A 17,958-nucleotide genomic window follows, 5' to 3' on the forward strand; every position below is an offset into this window, starting at 1 on the left:
TAACGAGGCTGCCCCGATGTCACAAGAAACTTCCGCCCCGGCCGGCGCCGTCGTTGCGCCGCCCCCGAAGAGCCGTCGCGGCTTCTTCCTCAAGCTGCTCATGCTCGTTGTCGTTCTCGGCATCGCGGGTTGGGTGGTGTGGTACTTCGTTGATGGTCGCTGGTACGAGGACACCGACGATGCCTACGTCAATGGCAACATCGTGCAGATCACCCCGCAGGTGAACGGCACGGTCATCAGCATCGGTGCCGATGATGGCGACCTGGTGCATCAGGGCGACACGCTGGTGAAGCTCGATCCCAGCGATGCCGACGTGGCGCTGGAAAGCGCGCGCGCCAACCTGGCCAACACCGTGCGTAAAGTGCGTGGCCTGTACAACAATGTGACCAGCGCCCAGGCCGACGTCGCCGTTCGCAAGACCGCTGTCGACAAGGCTCGTGCCGACTTCAACCGTCGTCGTGACCTTGCCAGGTCCGGCGCGATTTCGGCCGAAGAACTGTCGCACGCTCAGGACACGCTGACCTCCGCCGAAAGTGCGCTGGCTTCCTCGCAGCAGTCGTACAACAGCAGCAAGGTGCTGGTCGACGATACCGTCGTTGCCTCGCATCCTGATGTTCGCGCGGCAGCCGCCAAGCTGCGCTCGGCCTATCTGGACGACATCCGCACCACGCTGGTGGCACCGGTCGACGGCTACATCGCCAAGCGTTCGGTGCAGGTTGGCCAGCGCGTGCAGCCGGGCGCTCCGCTGATGGCCGTGGTTCCGCTTCATGAAGTGTGGATCGACGCCAACTTCAAGGAAACCCAGCTCAGCCACATGCGCATCGGTCAGCCGGTGGAAGTTACCGCAGACGTCTACGGCAGCGGCGTGAAGTACGACGCGCGCGTGCAGAGCCTTGGCATCGGCTCGGGCAGCGCCTTCTCGCTGCTTCCCGCACAGAACGCCACGGGCAACTGGATCAAGATCGTGCAGCGCGTGCCGGTGCGTGTCGTGTTCACCAAGCCGGAGCAGCTGGAAAAGAATCCGCTGCGCCTCGGTCTGTCCACGAAGGTAACGGTGGGTCTGCATGACCAGAACGGTGCGCTGCTTGCCCAGCAGGCGCCGACCAAGCCCGCCTTCAGCACGACCGTGTACGACGCGCAGCTGAAGAATGCCGACGTCGAGATCGAAAAGATCATCCATGAAAACGTGGCGGCCGGTGAGAGCCAGCAGGCGCCGAAGTAACCGAAGGAAGAACCCCCAGCCGTGGGAGTGACAGGCGACGTGACGTGAAAGCGTGGCGTCGCCGGTCATCCCGGTCACCCCTTCCGGATCAGGCCATACGATGAGCACCAACTTCCGTCCACCCAATCTTGCATTAGCGACGGTCGGCCTCTCGCTGGCCACGTTCATGCAGGTGCTGGACACCACCATCGCCAACGTATCGTTGCCCACCATCGCGGGCAACCTTGGCGTCAGCTCCAACCAGAGCACGTGGGTCATCACGTCGTTCGCCGTCAGCAATGCCATCGCGTTGCCACTCACCGGCTTCCTCACCCGCCGTTTTGGTGAAGTGAAGCTGTTCGTGTGGGCGACGCTGCTCTTCTCGCTCGCCTCGTTCCTGTGCGGTATCGCGCAGAGCATGAGCATGCTGATCCTGTTCCGCGCGATCCAGGGTGCGGTTGCCGGCCCGATGTATCCGATCACGCAGAGCTTGCTGATCTCCATTTATCCACCTGCCAAACGAGGCATGGCCCTGGCCCTGCTGGCGATGGTCACCGTCGTCGCGCCCATTGCGGGCCCGATTCTTGGCGGTCTTATCACCGACAACTACTCGTGGCCCTGGATCTTCTTCATCAACGTCCCCATCGGCATCTTCGCCAGCATGGTGGTCGCCAACCAGATGAAGGGGCGTCCGGAAGTCACCGAGCGTCCGAAGGTCGACTACATCGGTCTCATCACCCTCATCATCGGTGTGGGCGCCTTGCAGATCGTGCTGGACAAGGGCAACGACGAAGACTGGTTCTCCTCGCAGTTCATCGTCATCACCTCGATCATTGCCGCCATCGGTCTTGCCGTGTTCCTGATCTGGGAACTCACCGACAAGGACCCGATCGTGAACCTTCGCCTGTTCCGCCATCGCAACTTCGCGATGGGCACGCTGGCGCTGGTGCTCGCGTACGCGGCGTTCTTCGCCATCGGTCTGCTGGTGCCACAGTGGTTGCAACGCAACGTGGGATACACCTCCACATGGGCGGGATTTGCGGCGGCGCCATTGGGCATCCTGCCTGTGATCCTCACGCCCTTCGTGGGTCGTTACGCGCACAAGTTCGATCTGCGTGTGCTGGCTTCCGGCGCGTTCATCGTGATGGGCGCCACGTGCTTCCTGCGCTCGGAGTTCTACCTTGAGGTCGACTTCTATCACGTGGCCATGGTGCAGCTGTTGCAGGGCCTGGGTGTCGCGCTGTTCTTCATGCCGGTGCTCAGCATCCTGCTGTCCGACCTGAAGCCGAACGAGATTGCCAGCGGTTCGGGCCTGGCCACCTTCCTGCGTACGCTGGGTGGCAGCTTTGCGGCGTCACTCACCACGTATCTGTGGGAGCGACGAGCCGTGGTGCATCACGCGCAACTGTCCGAACACATCACGGCGTTCGATCCCACGGCGCAAGCCGCCATCCAGCAGATGGGACACGGCGATACGCAACTGGCGGCCGCCCAGATCAACCAGATGATCACCCAGCAGGGATTCCAGCTGTCGTTCAACGAGGTGTTCCACATCCTCGGCTGGATATTCATTGCACTGGTCTTCGTCGTCTGGCTGGCCAAGCCACCCTTTGGCGCGAAAGCAGGCCCGGAAGCAGCCGGTCACTGATCCACTCGTGAAGAGCCAAAAACCTGCTGTCAGGACAGATGTCCCGACAGCAGGTTTTTTTTTGCCAGGACCATCCGCGCCATCTCGTCGCGAGACGTGCCTACCGGCAAAGCGACATGGACGGGCCACGTAGCTCCTGGCTCAGTTCGTGTTGCCGCTCCAGGTCCCTCTGCATCTGTCGCTCAACGAGCGCATGGAAATGGTTGTCGCTTTCCAGCGCGGGTGGTGGTGGCGTACTGAGGTCGATGACGGCGTGGGTGCCGGGGGTGAGGCCGGTGAGCATCAGTCTTTCGCCTTCGATATCCATCGTGCGGATATGTCCTGCTTCGATGCCGCCTTTCTTTACCGCCCACGCAATTTGCGCCAGCCGGTCGGGCGAGGTCTCGGCGGGCAAGGCGTCGCGGAGTTCGCGGTGCAGCGCGGAGTTCATCAACGGGGCGGGTCGCGCGTTGATGGGTGACTCGGGAACATGCGAAAACTGGTGCGGGCCATCCAGCGTGTGATCGAAGTGGCTCCGTGACGCGGGCGACCGGCTGGTATCGGCATACGGAAGCGATCGCTTGGAGGGCAGGCCGAGGCCCAGTGGCTCGATGACATCTTCATGCAGGCCCAGGTGCTCCATGTTGATCTGCACCTCCGGTTTCTTGCCGTGAACGGTCGGGCTCTTCTGTTCCGCCTCTGCGATGATCTTCACGGCCCAGTTCCCGTAAAAGTCCGGATAGTCGCCTATGCCTTTGGCGCCCAGCGTCATCACCTGCCGCGTGTCGTCGGGTTGTTTGTGCAACGGGCTGGGGCGGTTGAAATAGTTTTCGCCCATGCCCGCGATGTTGGTGGGGGTGAAGGGCATCGACAGGTCGGGGTTGAGGTGGATGTTTGATCGGGGTAAGGACTTGTCCTGACCTACTCGCATCAAGAAATCTTCTGCCCGGTCGTGTGCTGCATTGAGTATGTCGTCGAGCGTCATATTCGGATGGGATTGCTGGACACGACTATGAAGCGCATTCCATCCAGCAATTTCTGCTTTCGCCTCGTCGTCTCTGCTCGACTGAATGAAGCGCCCGACGGGCTGCGTATAGTCGTGTGCCTCTTCCCGGGTGGACGCGACCTTGTGAACGTCGTTATCAAACGTTCTGACCGCCCTGGCGGTGGCGGCGCTGTTGAAGCCATGCTGCGCCTCGTGACCGATCACAAATGTCAGGTCATGGGGCCGGTAACTTCCCTGCGGGTGATGGGGTCCTTTGACGACAAGCGAGGCGCTCGGAAGGTTCAGGGCACGGTGCTCACTGTCATAGCTTCCGCCGACGCCAGCGCCGGCGCGGGGCCCCAGAATCTGGAACGACTCCAGGATCATGGGAGCGGTGTTGTCTTGTGCGTAGGTGGTGGCGGCCCTTTTGACCTCGGCGGCCAGATGAGGGGAGCTGTTCAACGTGTCTTGCAGGTTATGGATCATTTCCGCACAGGGCAGCCGCTTTGTTTCTGTCTCGTCTTCGTACTGCCTCGAGGAGAGAGCGACCACCATCGACTGGATGCGCAACACGGCCCGAAGGTCGGCGGATGGCCGCGTGGTGGGAGGGGTGAACGAGCTTGCCGGCAGGGTGACTGTACCGCTCGTGGGGTTGAAGTGCCCGGTGGGAATGGCTTGTCCGTCAGCGGACTGCACGGCAAAGTGCTTTACCGCACCGGAGGCAGCGGCGGCATTCAATAATCCAAGAAGGATCTTGTCTGCTTTTAGCGTCGACCTGAATTGTTCCATCTGTCCGGGCGACACATTCGGTTGGTTCTCAAGCTGCGTGAGCGCGCTATCGAGTGCCTGATTTGTCCTTGGCATAGTGATTTCCTTTGGTTACTTTAAGTCGAAGGTTTGCACTAGAAGAATGCATTCCCGGTCTTTGGCCGCAATCGAAAAGTCAGTGGACATGACGAAGACAATTAAGTCTCACTTCTCGAAGTTCCATGAGTTGATGCGTTCATGATGTTCGGGCTGTATCCATTCTTTGAATCCACGGGGAATGAGTGCAGAGCGGATTCGATCCAGATCCATGCACAGACAGGCGTTGGGTCAGCAGTGAGATCTTTGTTGTAGAAGCGCAAAGCGAAACCGGGCTTTGTATCTGGCTGGGGTGCCCGGTACGCGACGGAGTAAATCCAGCCTGCCCCGATCTGCCGTTTGGCATAGTGCGTGCCGGGTCGAATTTCACTCAAAGATAAGTGGAACGCCCGCTCCATCGCTGCCTGCGTGATATCCGCTGTACTACTCAACCCAGCAACAAAGTCGAGAAAGCGCGTCGCTGCTTGCTCGGCCACGTCACTGGCAGGGGGATATGGTGGTGTATTCGACGTGGCCCGACTGTCCAGTACGGGCGATGAAGAGATGGGTGTAGATGCTTGCGAAAGCCCTGCCACTGCCATCGCTGCCATAGCGACGGCGGTGATTGTTTTGTTACCCATTGGCATGTACCTCTCGCTGTCTGGCGAGTTGCATGGCGGCGCTTTCGAGCGCCTGATGTGTCCTTGGCATAGTTAATCCCTTTGCTTATTTTAAGTCGCGGGTTTGCACCAACAGCACACACTCCCTGCCATGGCTATCGGTTGAAAAATCTCTGGAAAGAATCATGACAACCAAGTCCTCTTTCTCGAAATTCCATGAGCTGATGCCTCCGTGATGCCGAGGATTTGTCCATTCTTTGAATCCACGGGGAATGAGAGCAGAGCGGATTCGCTCCAGATCCATAACGCAGATGAGCGTTGGATCGGATGTTCGGTCTGGGTGATAGAAATCGAACGCGAAGCCAGCTTTTGTATCAGGCCGGGGAGCTCGGTAAGCGACGGAGTAAATCCAGCCGGCCCCGATCTTCTGTTCGACAAAGTACGTGCCGGGTCGAATTTCACTCAAAGATAAGTGGAACGCACGCTCCATCGCTGCCTGCGTGATATCCGCCGTACGACTCAACCCCGCAACAAAGTCGAGAAAGCGCGTCGCTGCTTGCTCGGCCACGTCACTGGCTGAGGGCGGGGGTGGTGTTTCCGTCGTGGCCTCAATAGCCGGGACGGGCGGTGCCGGGGGGGGCGTTGATGCTTTTGACAACCCTGCCACGGCCAGTCCTGCGACGGCAGCGACGGCGATGGTCTTTTTACCGATGGGCATAGGCCTCTCCATGGTGAGTGCCGCCACTTCCACGGGGGGAAGCAGGCGTGCGGTGAATCGCTTGTCCTGGTAGTAGCGAATCTTCTGGCAGCGCACGGGGTGGGCGATGCCTTCGTAAAGAATCACTTCCTTGTCGGTGCCCAGGGCTTTCAGTTCCTGGGGCAGCATCAACGCACGACGCTCTTCGGTGCGTGTGCGTGATGGTCCTGCTTCGCCGCGTGAGATCGTGTCTCTCGATACGGTGGTGTATCCGAGCATCTGGGAATAGTCGTTCGCGTCGTTCTGTTCGCGGGGCGCGTAGATGATCTGTAGCGCGTGGTTGGTGATGATGGTGCGGGATATGTCCTTGCCGTAGGTCGCATCCAGCTGGGCCATGCTCTGGATGATGGGCAGAAGGCGCAGGTTGTAGCCGGCCATGTAGGACACGGCTCTGGCCAGGATGTCGATCTTCCCGATGGAGGTGAACTCGTCCATCAGCAGCAGGCACTGATGTTTCAGCGTTGCGTCGTTTTGCGGAAGCTCGCGCGTGTTCTCGTTGATGAGCTGGCTGAAGAACAGGTTGACGATCAACTGGCTTTCGGCGAGCTTGTTGGGCTGGATGCCGATATAGATCGTCATCTTCTTTCTGCGCACGTCGGTGAGCCGGAAGTGGTTTCCGCTGGTGGCGGCATCCAGTGCCGGGTTGATCCAGGCATTCAACGGCGCCTTGAAACTTCCCATGATGGAGGAAAAGGTGTCTCGGGCCTGCGACAGCAGGTTGTTGAAGGCGCCTTTGGCCTCCTTACTCAAAAAATCGCTGTTGCGCAGGGTTTCGATATGCTTGCGCAGGTCGCTGCCATTTCCCGAGGAGAGTCGATAGATCTCGCCCAGTGTCGGAAACCGGTGCGTGGAGGTGGGCAGTGCCAGGGTGATTTCCCTGTCGTAGCTTTCATACAGATAGAGCGCGAACGCCATGAACGCATGGCGTGCCTGGTTGACCCAGAATTTCTGTGCCTCGCCTGCGTCCGGATACAGCATCGCGGCCATGGCCTGGATATCGGCGATGCGAAGCGATGGGTCGGGCGACGCGTAGCTGAGTGGATTCCAGCGATGGGTGCGCCCGTCTTCGGCGAACGGGTTGAACAGATACACCTCCTGGCCCTGCGCTTTGCGCCAGCCGCTGGTCAGCTGGAAGTTCTCCTGCTTGATATCCAGCACCACGACGGATTCCTGATAGTCCAGCAGGTTCGGAATCACCACGCCCACGCCTTTTCCCGAACGGGTGGGTGCGGCGAGGATGGCGAACTGCTGTCCGCTCAGTCGAATCAGCTTGCGGCCGAACTTGCCCACGATGATGCCGTTGGGCGACTCGGCCAGCAGACGGCTTTTCTTCAGATCCCGGAGACCGGCGAAGCGTGCGTCACCGTGAAGTGAGCGGGGCTTCGCCTTCAGTAGCGGCATCAGGCAACACACCCATGCAAAGAGTGGCAAGCCGAAACCCACGATGCCCGTGATGTAGACCTTCAGGCGGAAGTGTTTGTATTCGGGAAGTTGCGCGTCCCGGTAGCTATCCCACCAGACGCGGAAGGTCAGCGGTATGTCTGCGTTGATGACAACGAGCAGAAGATAGCCTGACGCATAGGCGCCGGCGACGATGGCCGCCAGAAGCAGCGCTATCGCGCAGACAGCTTTCCATGGGTAGTTCACTTGCGCGGCGCTCCGTGCCTGTTGGGTGTGCGGAGTCTAGCCACAGTGCATCGTGTTGAACGACCGCGCGTGTCATACGCAATCGTCTGGAACGGCTAAGCGCAAGGGTTTGGCGGCGTTTTCTTGTGTAGGCGTTTTCTGTGGATCGTGTTGTCGTGCATGCGGTGTGGTTACGAATTGACTCATCGCATGCCAGCGATGCGTGTTGCATCGCCGATTCAGCGCTCTCAAATAATTCCGACGATTTTTTCGGAATAATCGGATGGCTACGCCTGCGGCGAGTCGGGATGCTTCCCGCGTCGCCGAATCCTCGGCGGCCGGGTGTGGAAGCCCGTATCCATTGTTCACACAGGCGGTTCGCCGCCTGTGTTCTATGCGCACGTGCTTACGGCGGGCGTGTCGGGCAGGCTCGCGCCTGACCGGGTACAGAACGAATGGACCGGTCTTCCACCCCGACACGTCCGCCACCTGCACACGCAGGGGCGGACTCATCGAGGCAAAAGGAACCGTCATGAACCCGACCCGCCAAACCCTTTCATGTCCGTCGTGCCACAGCGACGTTGAACTCAGCAACGACCAGTTGCACAGCGCTGTTGTCGGGCGGCTCAACGATGCGACAGATGTGCTCGACGTGCTCTCTCACACGTTCGAGGCCGACATGAATCCTGCGGTATGGCGGCGTACTGCCCGCATGGCGAAGCGGCTCATCGAAGAGTCGAAGCCTGCGATTGACGCGATCCGCTACAGCCGGGTCGAGTTCATTCCCTCGGATGTGATTATGGGGTTGTGCGGCGAAGCGCGAGGCGACGATCACTGCACCCCGACATCAGGGAAACGCGCGTAACCCCAACAGCAAGCCACAAAAAAAACCTCCTGCCGGAACAGACGTGCCGGCAGGAGGCTTATTTAGTGCAAACCGGTCAGAGATCGAAACCCAGACCCACCAGCGCCATTGTCTCGCCACGGTTCGGCTTCTTGAAGCTGCCGTTGGAAATGTGGCGAACCTGCAGGCTTACGTTCTTGTACTGCCAGCCCAGTGTGCTGACGAATTCGTAAGCGCTGCTGAGTGCCTGCGTGCGTCCGGTCTGGCCAGCGACCTGGAAGCTGAAGAACAGCGGCTGATACCAGTCGCCTGCGCTGCCGTAATGGAAGCGCGCACCGGCGGCACCGATCAGCACGTGATCGGTCACGCCCGGATTGGAACTGGCGTAGCGTTCAATCTGGCGGCCCTTGATGTAGCCCAGCGACACGTCAGGGGACCAGGTAAACCGGCTGTTGCCCATGGGATTGGGTGCGAAAACCGACTCGATGAAGAAGGCAGCCGTGCCGTGATCGTCCATGTAACTGCGACCACCCTGGACCTCGATATGGGTTTGAGCAATTGCCGGGATGGTGGCGGCGAAGGACAGCGCGGCCACAAGGCCGAGGGCAAGTTTGGACGGGCGCATGGAGCGTTATTTCCTGGCAGATTTTTGTTTGTGAACCGAATAGTTCGGTAAATGGTGTCTGCCGGTTGTGAAAAAAGGGGGCCACGACAACTATTTTTCCGATTTGTCGCAAAATGTCCGGAAACCCGCATTCCGCCTAGCCTGCCCAGCCCTCAAGCGCCCCCCTTTGCGGCCGATAGCTTGAGACGGGCGACATTCGCCGGATAGTCTGGGCGCGCGCTCGGGTGCATAGGGGAGATGAATCCAGGTGGTGGCAGCGGCGGAGGACGCAGTAGGTTCGCGAGCGCGCACGCGGCGCTTTCGGGGTGCCACCTGGTCGGTGGCGTCGGTGTTGTCCATCGGCATCATCGTGCTGGTGGGCGCGTCCCTGATCGACAGCTATGGGTCCATGGTCACAGCCGCGCGCCAGCAGGCAGAAGGCGTAGCCGGAGGCATCGTGCGGGTGGTCGATTTGCAGGTGGACGCCAGCCTGGGTCCGCTCATCGCGCTGCGCAACGCCGTGGATTCCCCCGACCTTGGCCTGCTTCACACCCGTCTGGCGGAAGTGCGTGCACGCCACCCTGAGCTTTCCAGCTTCGTCGCGCTGGATGACGAGGGGAAAGTCGTCGCCAGTTCCGGCTCGTTGTCCGTGGACTGGCAGCCTTCTTTGCGTACCGCTCCCCAGGAAATGCTGGGTGTCCCCGTTCGCGTGGCGGTGGCCGCCGGCAATGGCGACGATGCCCCGCGCGCCATCCGGGTGATTGTGGGCTCGCGCATCCGCATGCCTTCGGCCTTTGCCGCCGAGATCGACAGCGCTCGTGTCGGCGAGAGTCTTCGTCATACCGGCCTCGCGCCGGGAGCCTCCATCGCCGTGCTTTCACGGCATGGTCGCGTGCTGGTGTCGAACCATGGCGACGAGTCGACCATCTGGGACCGGCACGTCCCGGCGCCCGGGGAAACCGGACACTTCGATACGGAAGGGCCGCAGGGACGCCTTTACAGCTATGCCGCCTCTGAAACCCATCCCTACATTGTTCTGGTGGGCGTGGACCGGCGTGCGCTCACCCTTGCATGGCAGCGCCAGGCCATGCCCTCGGCGCTGGCCGCCCTCGCGCTCATCCTGCTGCTGGTCGCATTCACCGTATGGCTGGGCCGCGCATACCGGCAACAGGATGGCCTGAAAGCACAGTACCGGTTCCTGTTCGATCACAGCCCTCTGCCTACGTGGATCTTCGATGCGCATACGCAGAAGATTCTCGCGGTCAACGAAGCGGCCCTGGCCACTTACGGTTACGAGCGGGCCGCATTTCTCGAGCTGACCATCAACGACCTGCACGCTGCTGATCAAGAGCCGCGTCTGCGACGCCTGCTGGATGACGGAACGGCGTTCGATGAGGCCCATACGTGGATGCACCGGCATCGCGATGGCCATCTCATCTACATGCGTTGCCAGGGCGCTCATATCGACTTCTTCGGGAAGCAGGCGCGCCTGATCGTCGGCCTCGATTTCACCGCCAAGTTCACGGCCGAGCGTGAACTCGCCGCCAGCGAAGCGCGCTTGCGCATGCTGGCGCGCGCCACCAACGATGCGGTGTGGGACATCGACCTGCAAGGGGAAAGTGTGTGGTGGAGCGACGCCTTCTATATCCGTTACGGTTATTCGCGCGACGAAGACAACGGTCTGTCCGCGTGGCTCGGGCGCCTGCATCCGGACGACCGTCAGCAGGTGGTTGATGGTTTCGCCGCCGCCGTGCGCGGCAAGGCGCTCACCTGGCGCATGGGTTATCGCATGCGCCGCAAGCAGGGCGACTACGTTGACGTAATGGCGCGTGCATACATCATTCGCGATGAAGAGGGGAACGCCATACGTTCCGTCGGCGGCCTCAGCGATCAGACGGCTCAGATGCAGGCGCGCCGCGCGCTGGAAGAGCGCGAGTCCGCGTACCGGTTGCTGGTGGAACAGATGCCGCTGCCGCTGCTGATCGTCCGTAATGACGAGATCGTCTACGCCAACCGTCAGGCGGAAGAACGCCTTGGCCGTGACGGTCGCACGCTGACCGCGCGCGCCGCCGCAGACTTCATGGACAGCGATGCGCTGAACGTTACGCGTGGCCTGGCGCCGCACGGCACGCACATCAATGCATGGCTGAATCCCGATCAGGGCGCACCGTTCGAGGCAGAGCTGGCGTTCTCCGATTATCACGATGCACGCGGCAGCGGCACGCAGATCATCGTGCGTGACATGACCGATCAGCGCCGCTACGAAGAGCGTCTGGCCTACCAGGCCACGCACGACGAATTGACGGGTTTGCCCAATCGGCGCGCCCTTCAGGCGCATCTGGACGAGATGATCATGGAGGCGGCGGCGAGCCAGTCAGGCCTGATGTTGCTGTTCATCGACCTGGACCATTTCAAGTTCATCAACGATGCGCTGGGCCACATGCTGGGCGACGAAGTGCTGCGGGACGTGACGCTTCGACTCACCGATGCCATCGACGACCGTAGTTACGTCGGCCGCTTTGGTGGCGACGAATTCGTGGCGGCGATTCCGTTCTCCTGTTCGCCCGCTCGCGCACTCGATGTGCTTCCCGTCATCCAGCAAGCCATTGAAGCGCCTTTCATCGTGGGTGGCACTGAGCAACACATCAAATGCAGCATCGGGGTCGCCTTCGCACCGCGCGACGGCAACGATGCCGAGACGCTGATCCGCAATGCGGACACCGCCATGTATGACGCCAAGCGCAAGGGCAGGCACACATGGCGTCGCTATTCGTCTGAAATGCACGATGTGGCGATGGCGCGGCTGGCCGTGCTGTCGCGCTTGTCCGGCACGTCGCTGGATCACGAGCTGGCCCTGCATTACCAGTCGCAGCATGGCGCCGATGGCAGCGTAATCGGCGTGGAAGCGCTGTTGCGCTGGCCTGCCGGCCCCGGGGAGCTGTCGCGCGCCGACCGTCTCGTGCCACTTCTGGAAGAGACCGGTGCCATCGTGCACATCGGCAAGTGGGTGCTGCGCGAGGCGTGTCGGCAGCAGCGCGCGATTGCCGCGGCTGTGGGTCACCCCTGTCGCGTGGCCGTGAACATCTCGGCGCAACAGTTGGTGCATACCGACCTGGTCGCCGTGGTTGCTGAGGCGCTGGCAGACACCGGTGCCAGCGCGGATGGTCTGGAACTCGAACTGACCGAAAGCGCGTTCCTCACCGATCCGGATCGCGCCATCCGCACGCTGCGCGAATTGCGCGCGATGGGTGTTTCCATCGCACTGGATGACTTCGGCACGGGGTATTCCAACCTCACTTATCTGAGCCGGCTTCCGCTGGACACCATCAAGATCGACCGGCACTTCACCACCGCGCTGCTGCACGACGAGGTGGATGCCTCCATCTGCCGCTCGATCATTTTCATGGCGCAGAGCCTGCATCTGGGCGTCATCGCCGAGGGCGTGGAAACCGACCGCCAGCGCGAATGGCTGCTGGCAGCGGGTTGTGACCGGATGCAGGGTTTCCTGTTTTCCCGGCCGGTGCCGCTGGACCGCCTGGCCGACATGCTGGGGACCCGGCAGCTCGCCAGCACGCGCTGAAATAATTTATACCCGGGTATATTGTGGCTTCTATTTAACCCGGGTAATATCGCGCCAACGTCACATGGTGCCCTCCCATGCCCCACTCCTATATCGCCTTTGAAGGCACGCGCCGCCTCGCCGCAGGTCCCCTCGCCGAGGTGGCCAGCCACTGCAAGCGCCTTCTGGATGAACGTCCGGACGCCACCGTGTCGCTGTTCGATGATGCGACCGGTCGGGCGCTGGATATCGACTTCCGCGGCAGTGTCGAGGACGTGCTGGGACGACTACAGCCCGCTGAGCCTGCGGCCGCGCGACGCGGGCCGGGTCGGCCGCGTCTGGGCGTCGTCGCTCGTGAAGTCACCCTGCTGCCCCGTCACTGGGACTGGCTGGCTGGCCAGCCCGGTGGCGCGTCAGTTGCGCTTCGCCGGTTGGTGGAGCACGCCAGTCGCGGTTCGGCGCCGGTCGATGCACAGCGCGCTGCGCGCGATGCGGTGTACAACTTCATGTATGCGACCGGCGGCAACCTGCCCGACTACGAAGAAGCGTCGCGTGCGTTCAACCGGCAGGATCGCGACACCTTCGAGCGCCTCATCGCACCGTGGCCGGCCGATGTGCGCGACCATATCCTTTACCTCGCCGACATTGCGCGCGGCCGCACTCCCTGACCCTGGAACCTTATGGCACCGCCTGCTGCTGGCAAGGATTTACTGACGCGGGGACCCATCCCGCTCACACTCCTGATGTTCGCGCTGCCGATCCTCGGCAGCAACGTGCTTCAGTCCCTCAATGCTTCGATCAATCTGGTCTGGGTGGGTCATTACCTCGGGGAATCGGCGTTCGCCGCAACGTCCAACGCCAATCTCATTCTCTTTTTCCTGTTGGGCGTGGTGTTCGGCATCAGCATGGCCACCACCATTCTGGTTGGCCAGACCACGGGCGCGGGCAACATTGCCGAAGCACGTCGTGTGGTGGGTACGTGCACCAGTTTCTTCGCGTTGCTGTCGATACTGGTGGCATTGCTCGGTTTCATTGTCACGCCGTCGCTGCTGCGCGCGATGGGCACACCGGATGACGCGCAACCGTACGCCATCGCGTACCTGCGCATCATCTTCGTGGCGCTGCCACCGATGTATTTCTACAACTTCCTGATGATGACGCTGCGCGGCGCCGGTGATTCGCGCACGCCTTTCATGTTCATGCTGTTGTCGGTCGTGCTGGACGTGGCGTTGAACCCGGTTTTCATCTTCGGTATCGGCCCGATTCCGCGAATGGGCATTGCAGGTTCCGCCGTCGCTACGCTGATTGCGCAGACGGTGTCGCTGGGCGGCCTGATCTTTCATCTGTACCACCGCAAACATTTCCTGTGCATACGGCGGGGCGAACTCGGCCTGCTTCGCCCGGACCCGGCGATTCTTAAGTCGCTGATCGTCAAAGGCTTGCCGATGGGTTTGCAGATGGTGGTGATTTCATCCTCCGCCATCGTGATGATCGCGCTGGTCAATCGCCATGGTTCGCAGACCACGGCAGCCTATGGCGCTGCCGCCCAGCTTTGGACGTACATCCAGATGCCGGTACTGGCCGTGGGTTCGGCGGTGTCGTCGATGGTGGCGCAGAACGTCGGCGCACGGCTGTGGGATCGGGTGACGACGATTGGCCGGGTGGGCGTGATGTACAACTTTGTGCTGACCGGCGCGCTGGTGGCGCTGATCTACCTGTTCAACCGTGCGGCACTGGGCCTGTTCCTGCCAGACGATGGCGACGCCATCAGCATTGCGCAGCATCTGAACGCCATTGTGGTCTGGTCGTTCCTGTTCTTCGGCGTGACCTTCGTGCTGTTTGGCGTGGTGCGTGCCACGGGTGCCGTGATGGCGCCGCTGGTGATCCTGGTGATCTCGATGTGGCTTGTGCGCTATCCGTTCGCGGCCCTGCTGGAACCGCGCTATGGCGCGGATGCCATCTGGTGGAGCTTTCCGGTCGGCTCGCTGGTGTCGGTGACGCTGGCCATCGGTTACTACCGGTTCGGCAACTGGCGCAAGGCGCGCATGCTGTTGCCAGAGCAGACACCGCCAGCGGAACAGGCCCCGACGACGGGCGCCGGAGCGCCCGCCCTCACGGTCACACCTCAGGACTGAGCAGGCCACCCTGGTCGCGGAGTTCGCGGTTTGTGCGGCGAACTTCGCGGCGGTAGCGGCGGGCGTCACGGCGCTCCTTGCGGTCGTGATTCCACAGATAGATGGCGGGCGTGCTCAGCAGGGTCAGCAATTGGGATACGAGCAAGCCGCCTACGATGGCGATACCCAGCGGGCGACGCATTTCCGAACCCACACCAAAGCCGATGGCCAGCGGCAGCGCCGCTCCCATCGCCACCAGCGTGGTCATGGTGATCGGACGGAAACGCACCAGCGCAGCTTCGCGGATGGCCTGCACGGGCGTCATGCCATGTTCGCGTTCGGCGACCAGCGCAAAGTCCACCATCATGATCGCGTTCTTCTTCACGATACCGATCAGCAGCAACACCGCGATGATGGCCATCAGCGTGAGCTGGGTCTGGGTGACCAGCATGGCGAGGAAGGCACCTGCGCCAGCCGCTGGCAACGTGGAGATGATGGTCAGCGGGTGGCCCAGGCTTTCGTAGAGAATGCCCAGCACGATATAGACCGCCAGAATCGCGGCGATGAGAAGCACCATGCCGTTGGACTGTGCATCCTTGAGGCGCTGGTTCTCACCCGTGAAGTCCATGCGGATGCCTTCCGGAAACTGCATTTCCGCAATGGCCTGCTCCACCAGCGCGTTGCCCTTGTCCGGTGAAATGCCGGGCGCCAGGTTGTAGGTGATGTCGGCCGACTCGAACTGGTTCTGGTGGGTCACCGCGCTGGGCGCGGCAATCGGCTCGATATGTGCCACCGCTGACAACGGCACCATCGTGCCCTTGGCGTTCTTCACGAAGGTATTGAGCAGGGCATCGGGACTCAGCGTCTGCGCAGAGGCTGCCGTCAGCACGACCCAGTACTGGTTGATGTCCGAATAGATGATAGACACCTGACGCTGTCCGAACGCGTTGTACAGCGCCGAATCGATGTCTCCCATGCCGACCTCAAGACGCCCGGCCGTATCACGATCCACTTTCAGCATCTGCTGCTTGCCCACGATATCGAAGTCGCTGCCGACGTCGCGCATTTCCTTCATCGTGCGAAGCTTGCGCACCGTTTTCAGCGCCCATTCCTGAAGTGGCTCACCGTTGGTACTGATGAGCTGGAACGAATACTGGCCACGGTTGCTGCTGTTGCCGCCCCCACCCAGGAACTGCACGGGACTCAGGAAGACCTGCACGTCAGACAGTTTTTCGTACGACTTGCCCAGGCGCTCCATCACCTGTTTCATCTTGTCCTCTCGCTGGCCGGGCTGATGCCCGAATGGTTTGAGGTCCACGAACATCGTGCCGCTGTTGCCAACAGCGCCGCCATTGTCGTTGCCCAGAATGGTCGTGACGTCCTGCACGGCCGGGTCCTTCTGCATGATTTCGCCCACCCGCTTGAGGCGACGGGCCATTTCATCCGGTGAAATGTTGGCGTCTGCGGTGACATCCGCCTGCATCATGCCGGTGTCTTCCTCGGGCATGAATCCGCCGCCGGCGGTTTTGACCACACCCATCGCCAGTCCCACCGTGGCAATCAGCAGCAGCAACGGCTGCCAGCGCATCAGGCGGCGATGCCGGAGCGCCCAGTCCAGGGCGTTCTGGTAAATGCGCTGCAAACCGTTGTCGAACCGTTCGAGCGCGCGCTCGAATCGGGACACCTTGCGATCGGCCTCCTCATGCTTGAGGTATCGGCCACACAAGGCCGGCGTCAGCGTGAGCGACACCACTGCGGAGATCAGCACCGCCGATGCCAGCGTCACCGAGAACTCGCGCAACAGCTTGATGATGAGGTTGTTGCCGAACAGTAGCGGCGCGAATACCGCCACAAGGGACAGCGTGATGGAGATGACGGTGAACCCGATTTCGCGCACGCCTTCCAGCGCGGCCTCCATCGGCGAGGCACCCTTCTCCATGTGCCGCACGATGTTCTCGATCACCACGATGGCATCGTCCACGACGAAACCAATACAAAGCACCAGCGCCATCAGGGACAGCGTGTTCAGCGTATAGCCGAGGGTCCACATCATCACGAACGCGCCCGCCAGCGACAGCGGCACGGACAGCGTGGCGATCATGGTCGGGCCGAGGCGGCGCAGGAACACCATCATCACCGCCACGACCATCATGATGCTGATCAGCAGCGCGATCTTCACCTCATGAAGTGCGGACTGCGTCGTCTGGGTGAGGTCGAAGATCGGCGTGACCACCGCGTCGGCTGGCAGCGAACTGGCAAAGCGCGGCAGCGCCTCGCGGATCGCCTCGGCGGTCTCGATGGAGTTGGCCTCGGGACGTTTGCGGATCTGCATCGTGACCGCGCGCTCGCCCTGGAACCATGCGGCCTGGTACTCGTCCTGGGGGCCGCTCTGCACCTTGGCGATGTCGCCCAGACGCACGGGCACGGTGTTGCGCACGGCGATCAGCAGTGAGGCGAAGTCTTTGGGTTCGTGCAGGCTGTCGTTGGCCAGCACCGTCATCTGGGTTGCGCCGTTGCTGATGATGCCCTGCGGCGAGGTCACGTTGGCTGCATGCAGCGCATTGGACACATCGTTGGCCGTCAGTCCCTTGGACGCCAGCGCCTTGGTGTCCAGTTCCACGCGCACCGCGTGCGGCGTGCCGCCGAATACCTGGACACGGGAGACGCCAGGAATCTGCGCCACGGCGGGAGCCAGCAGCGTGTCGACCGTGTCGTACAGCTTGTCTGGCGGCAGCGACTTGGACGTGATCGACACCAGCAGCACGGGAATGGAACTGGTGTCGAACTTGAAATACTGGGGCGGCGAAGGCATGCCGGGCGCAAGGTCGGGCATGGCGGCGTTGATGGCAGCCTGCACGTCGCGTGCTGCCTTCTCGGTGCTGCGATCCATGTTGAAGCGGACCTGCACGAAGCCCGAGCCTTCGGTGCTATTGGAATAAAGCTTGTCGACGCCGGGAATCTGTCCCAGGTGGCGCTCAAGCGGTGCAATGACTGTGGACGCCATCGTCTGGGCGTTGGCGCCTGGCAACTGGGCCGACACGAACACGGCGGGCACGTCGATGGACGGCAGCGCAGCCACGCCCAGCAAGGCGTAGGCAATCATGCCGGCAAGCGTCAGGCCCATCGCAAGCAGCGACGTTCCGATGGGTCTGCGGATAAATGGGGCAAAGATATTCAC

Annotated in this window: 9 protein-coding genes and 1 pseudogene; 6 read left to right on the forward strand and 4 right to left on the reverse strand. The window is 61.7% G+C overall.

Annotation, left to right across the window (positions count from 1 at the left end; translation table 11 throughout):
• Positions 1-16 precede the first annotated feature (16 nt).
• Positions 17-1,222: an HlyD family efflux transporter periplasmic adaptor subunit gene (locus FHW69_RS06400; protein ID WP_183422139.1), complete on the forward strand. Its 1,206-nt coding sequence runs from the start codon at positions 17-19 to the stop codon at positions 1,220-1,222.
• A gap of 100 nt (positions 1,223-1,322) precedes the next feature.
• Positions 1,323-2,849, forward strand: a complete 1,527-nt coding sequence (locus tag FHW69_RS06405; RefSeq protein WP_183422140.1) for a DHA2 family efflux MFS transporter permease subunit — start codon at positions 1,323-1,325, stop codon at positions 2,847-2,849.
• A gap of 100 nt (positions 2,850-2,949) precedes the next feature.
• On the opposite strand, the gene FHW69_RS06410 is transcribed toward FHW69_RS06405, so the two are convergent.
• Together FHW69_RS06410 and FHW69_RS06415 are read right to left on the reverse strand one after the other, a co-directional pair.
• Positions 2,950-4,617, reverse strand: coding sequence for a hypothetical protein (locus FHW69_RS06410; protein ID WP_183422141.1), 1,668 nt, complete (start codon positions 4,615-4,617; stop codon positions 2,950-2,952).
• A gap of 1,386 nt (positions 4,618-6,003) precedes the next feature.
• Positions 6,004-7,680, reverse strand: a pseudogene (locus FHW69_RS06415) (type IV secretory system conjugative DNA transfer family protein); the annotation flags it as partial.
• Positions 7,681-8,191: 511 nt separating this feature from the next.
• Between FHW69_RS06415 and FHW69_RS06420 the strand changes: the two are divergent.
• The gene (locus tag FHW69_RS06420) at positions 8,192-8,524 is read left to right on the forward strand and encodes a hypothetical protein (protein ID WP_183422143.1); all 333 of its coding nucleotides are present in this window, start codon (positions 8,192-8,194) and stop codon (positions 8,522-8,524) included.
• 76 nt (positions 8,525-8,600) lie between these two features.
• On the opposite strand, the gene FHW69_RS06425 is transcribed toward FHW69_RS06420, so the two are convergent.
• A complete protein-coding gene (locus FHW69_RS06425) occupies positions 8,601-9,128 on the reverse strand; it encodes an acyloxyacyl hydrolase (RefSeq protein ID WP_183422144.1) in 528 nt (175 codons plus the stop codon).
• 250 nt (positions 9,129-9,378) lie between these two features.
• Between FHW69_RS06425 and FHW69_RS06430 the strand changes: the two genes are divergently transcribed.
• The 3 genes from FHW69_RS06430 (at position 9,379) to FHW69_RS06440 (ending at position 14,801) form a co-directional block, all read left to right on the forward strand.
• Positions 9,379-12,687 (forward strand): EAL domain-containing protein, encoded by a 3,309-nt coding sequence (locus tag FHW69_RS06430; protein ID WP_183422145.1) that lies wholly within the window; start codon positions 9,379-9,381, stop codon positions 12,685-12,687.
• A gap of 77 nt (positions 12,688-12,764) precedes the next feature.
• Entirely contained in the window at positions 12,765-13,334 is a 570-nt protein-coding gene (locus tag FHW69_RS06435) for a DUF2239 family protein (RefSeq protein WP_183422146.1), read from the forward strand.
• 12 nt (positions 13,335-13,346) lie between these two features.
• Positions 13,347-14,801, forward strand: a complete 1,455-nt coding sequence (locus FHW69_RS06440) for an MATE family efflux transporter (protein ID WP_183422147.1) — start codon at positions 13,347-13,349, stop codon at positions 14,799-14,801.
• Here FHW69_RS06440 and FHW69_RS06445 read toward each other — a convergent pair.
• Entirely contained in the window at positions 14,785-17,958 is a 3,174-nt protein-coding gene (locus FHW69_RS06445) for an efflux RND transporter permease subunit (protein WP_183422148.1), read from the reverse strand. The genes FHW69_RS06440 and FHW69_RS06445 overlap by 17 nt on opposite strands.

The sequence above is a fragment of the Luteibacter sp. Sphag1AF genome, from assembly GCF_014192715.1.
Taxonomy (GTDB): domain Bacteria; phylum Pseudomonadota; class Gammaproteobacteria; order Xanthomonadales; family Rhodanobacteraceae; genus Luteibacter.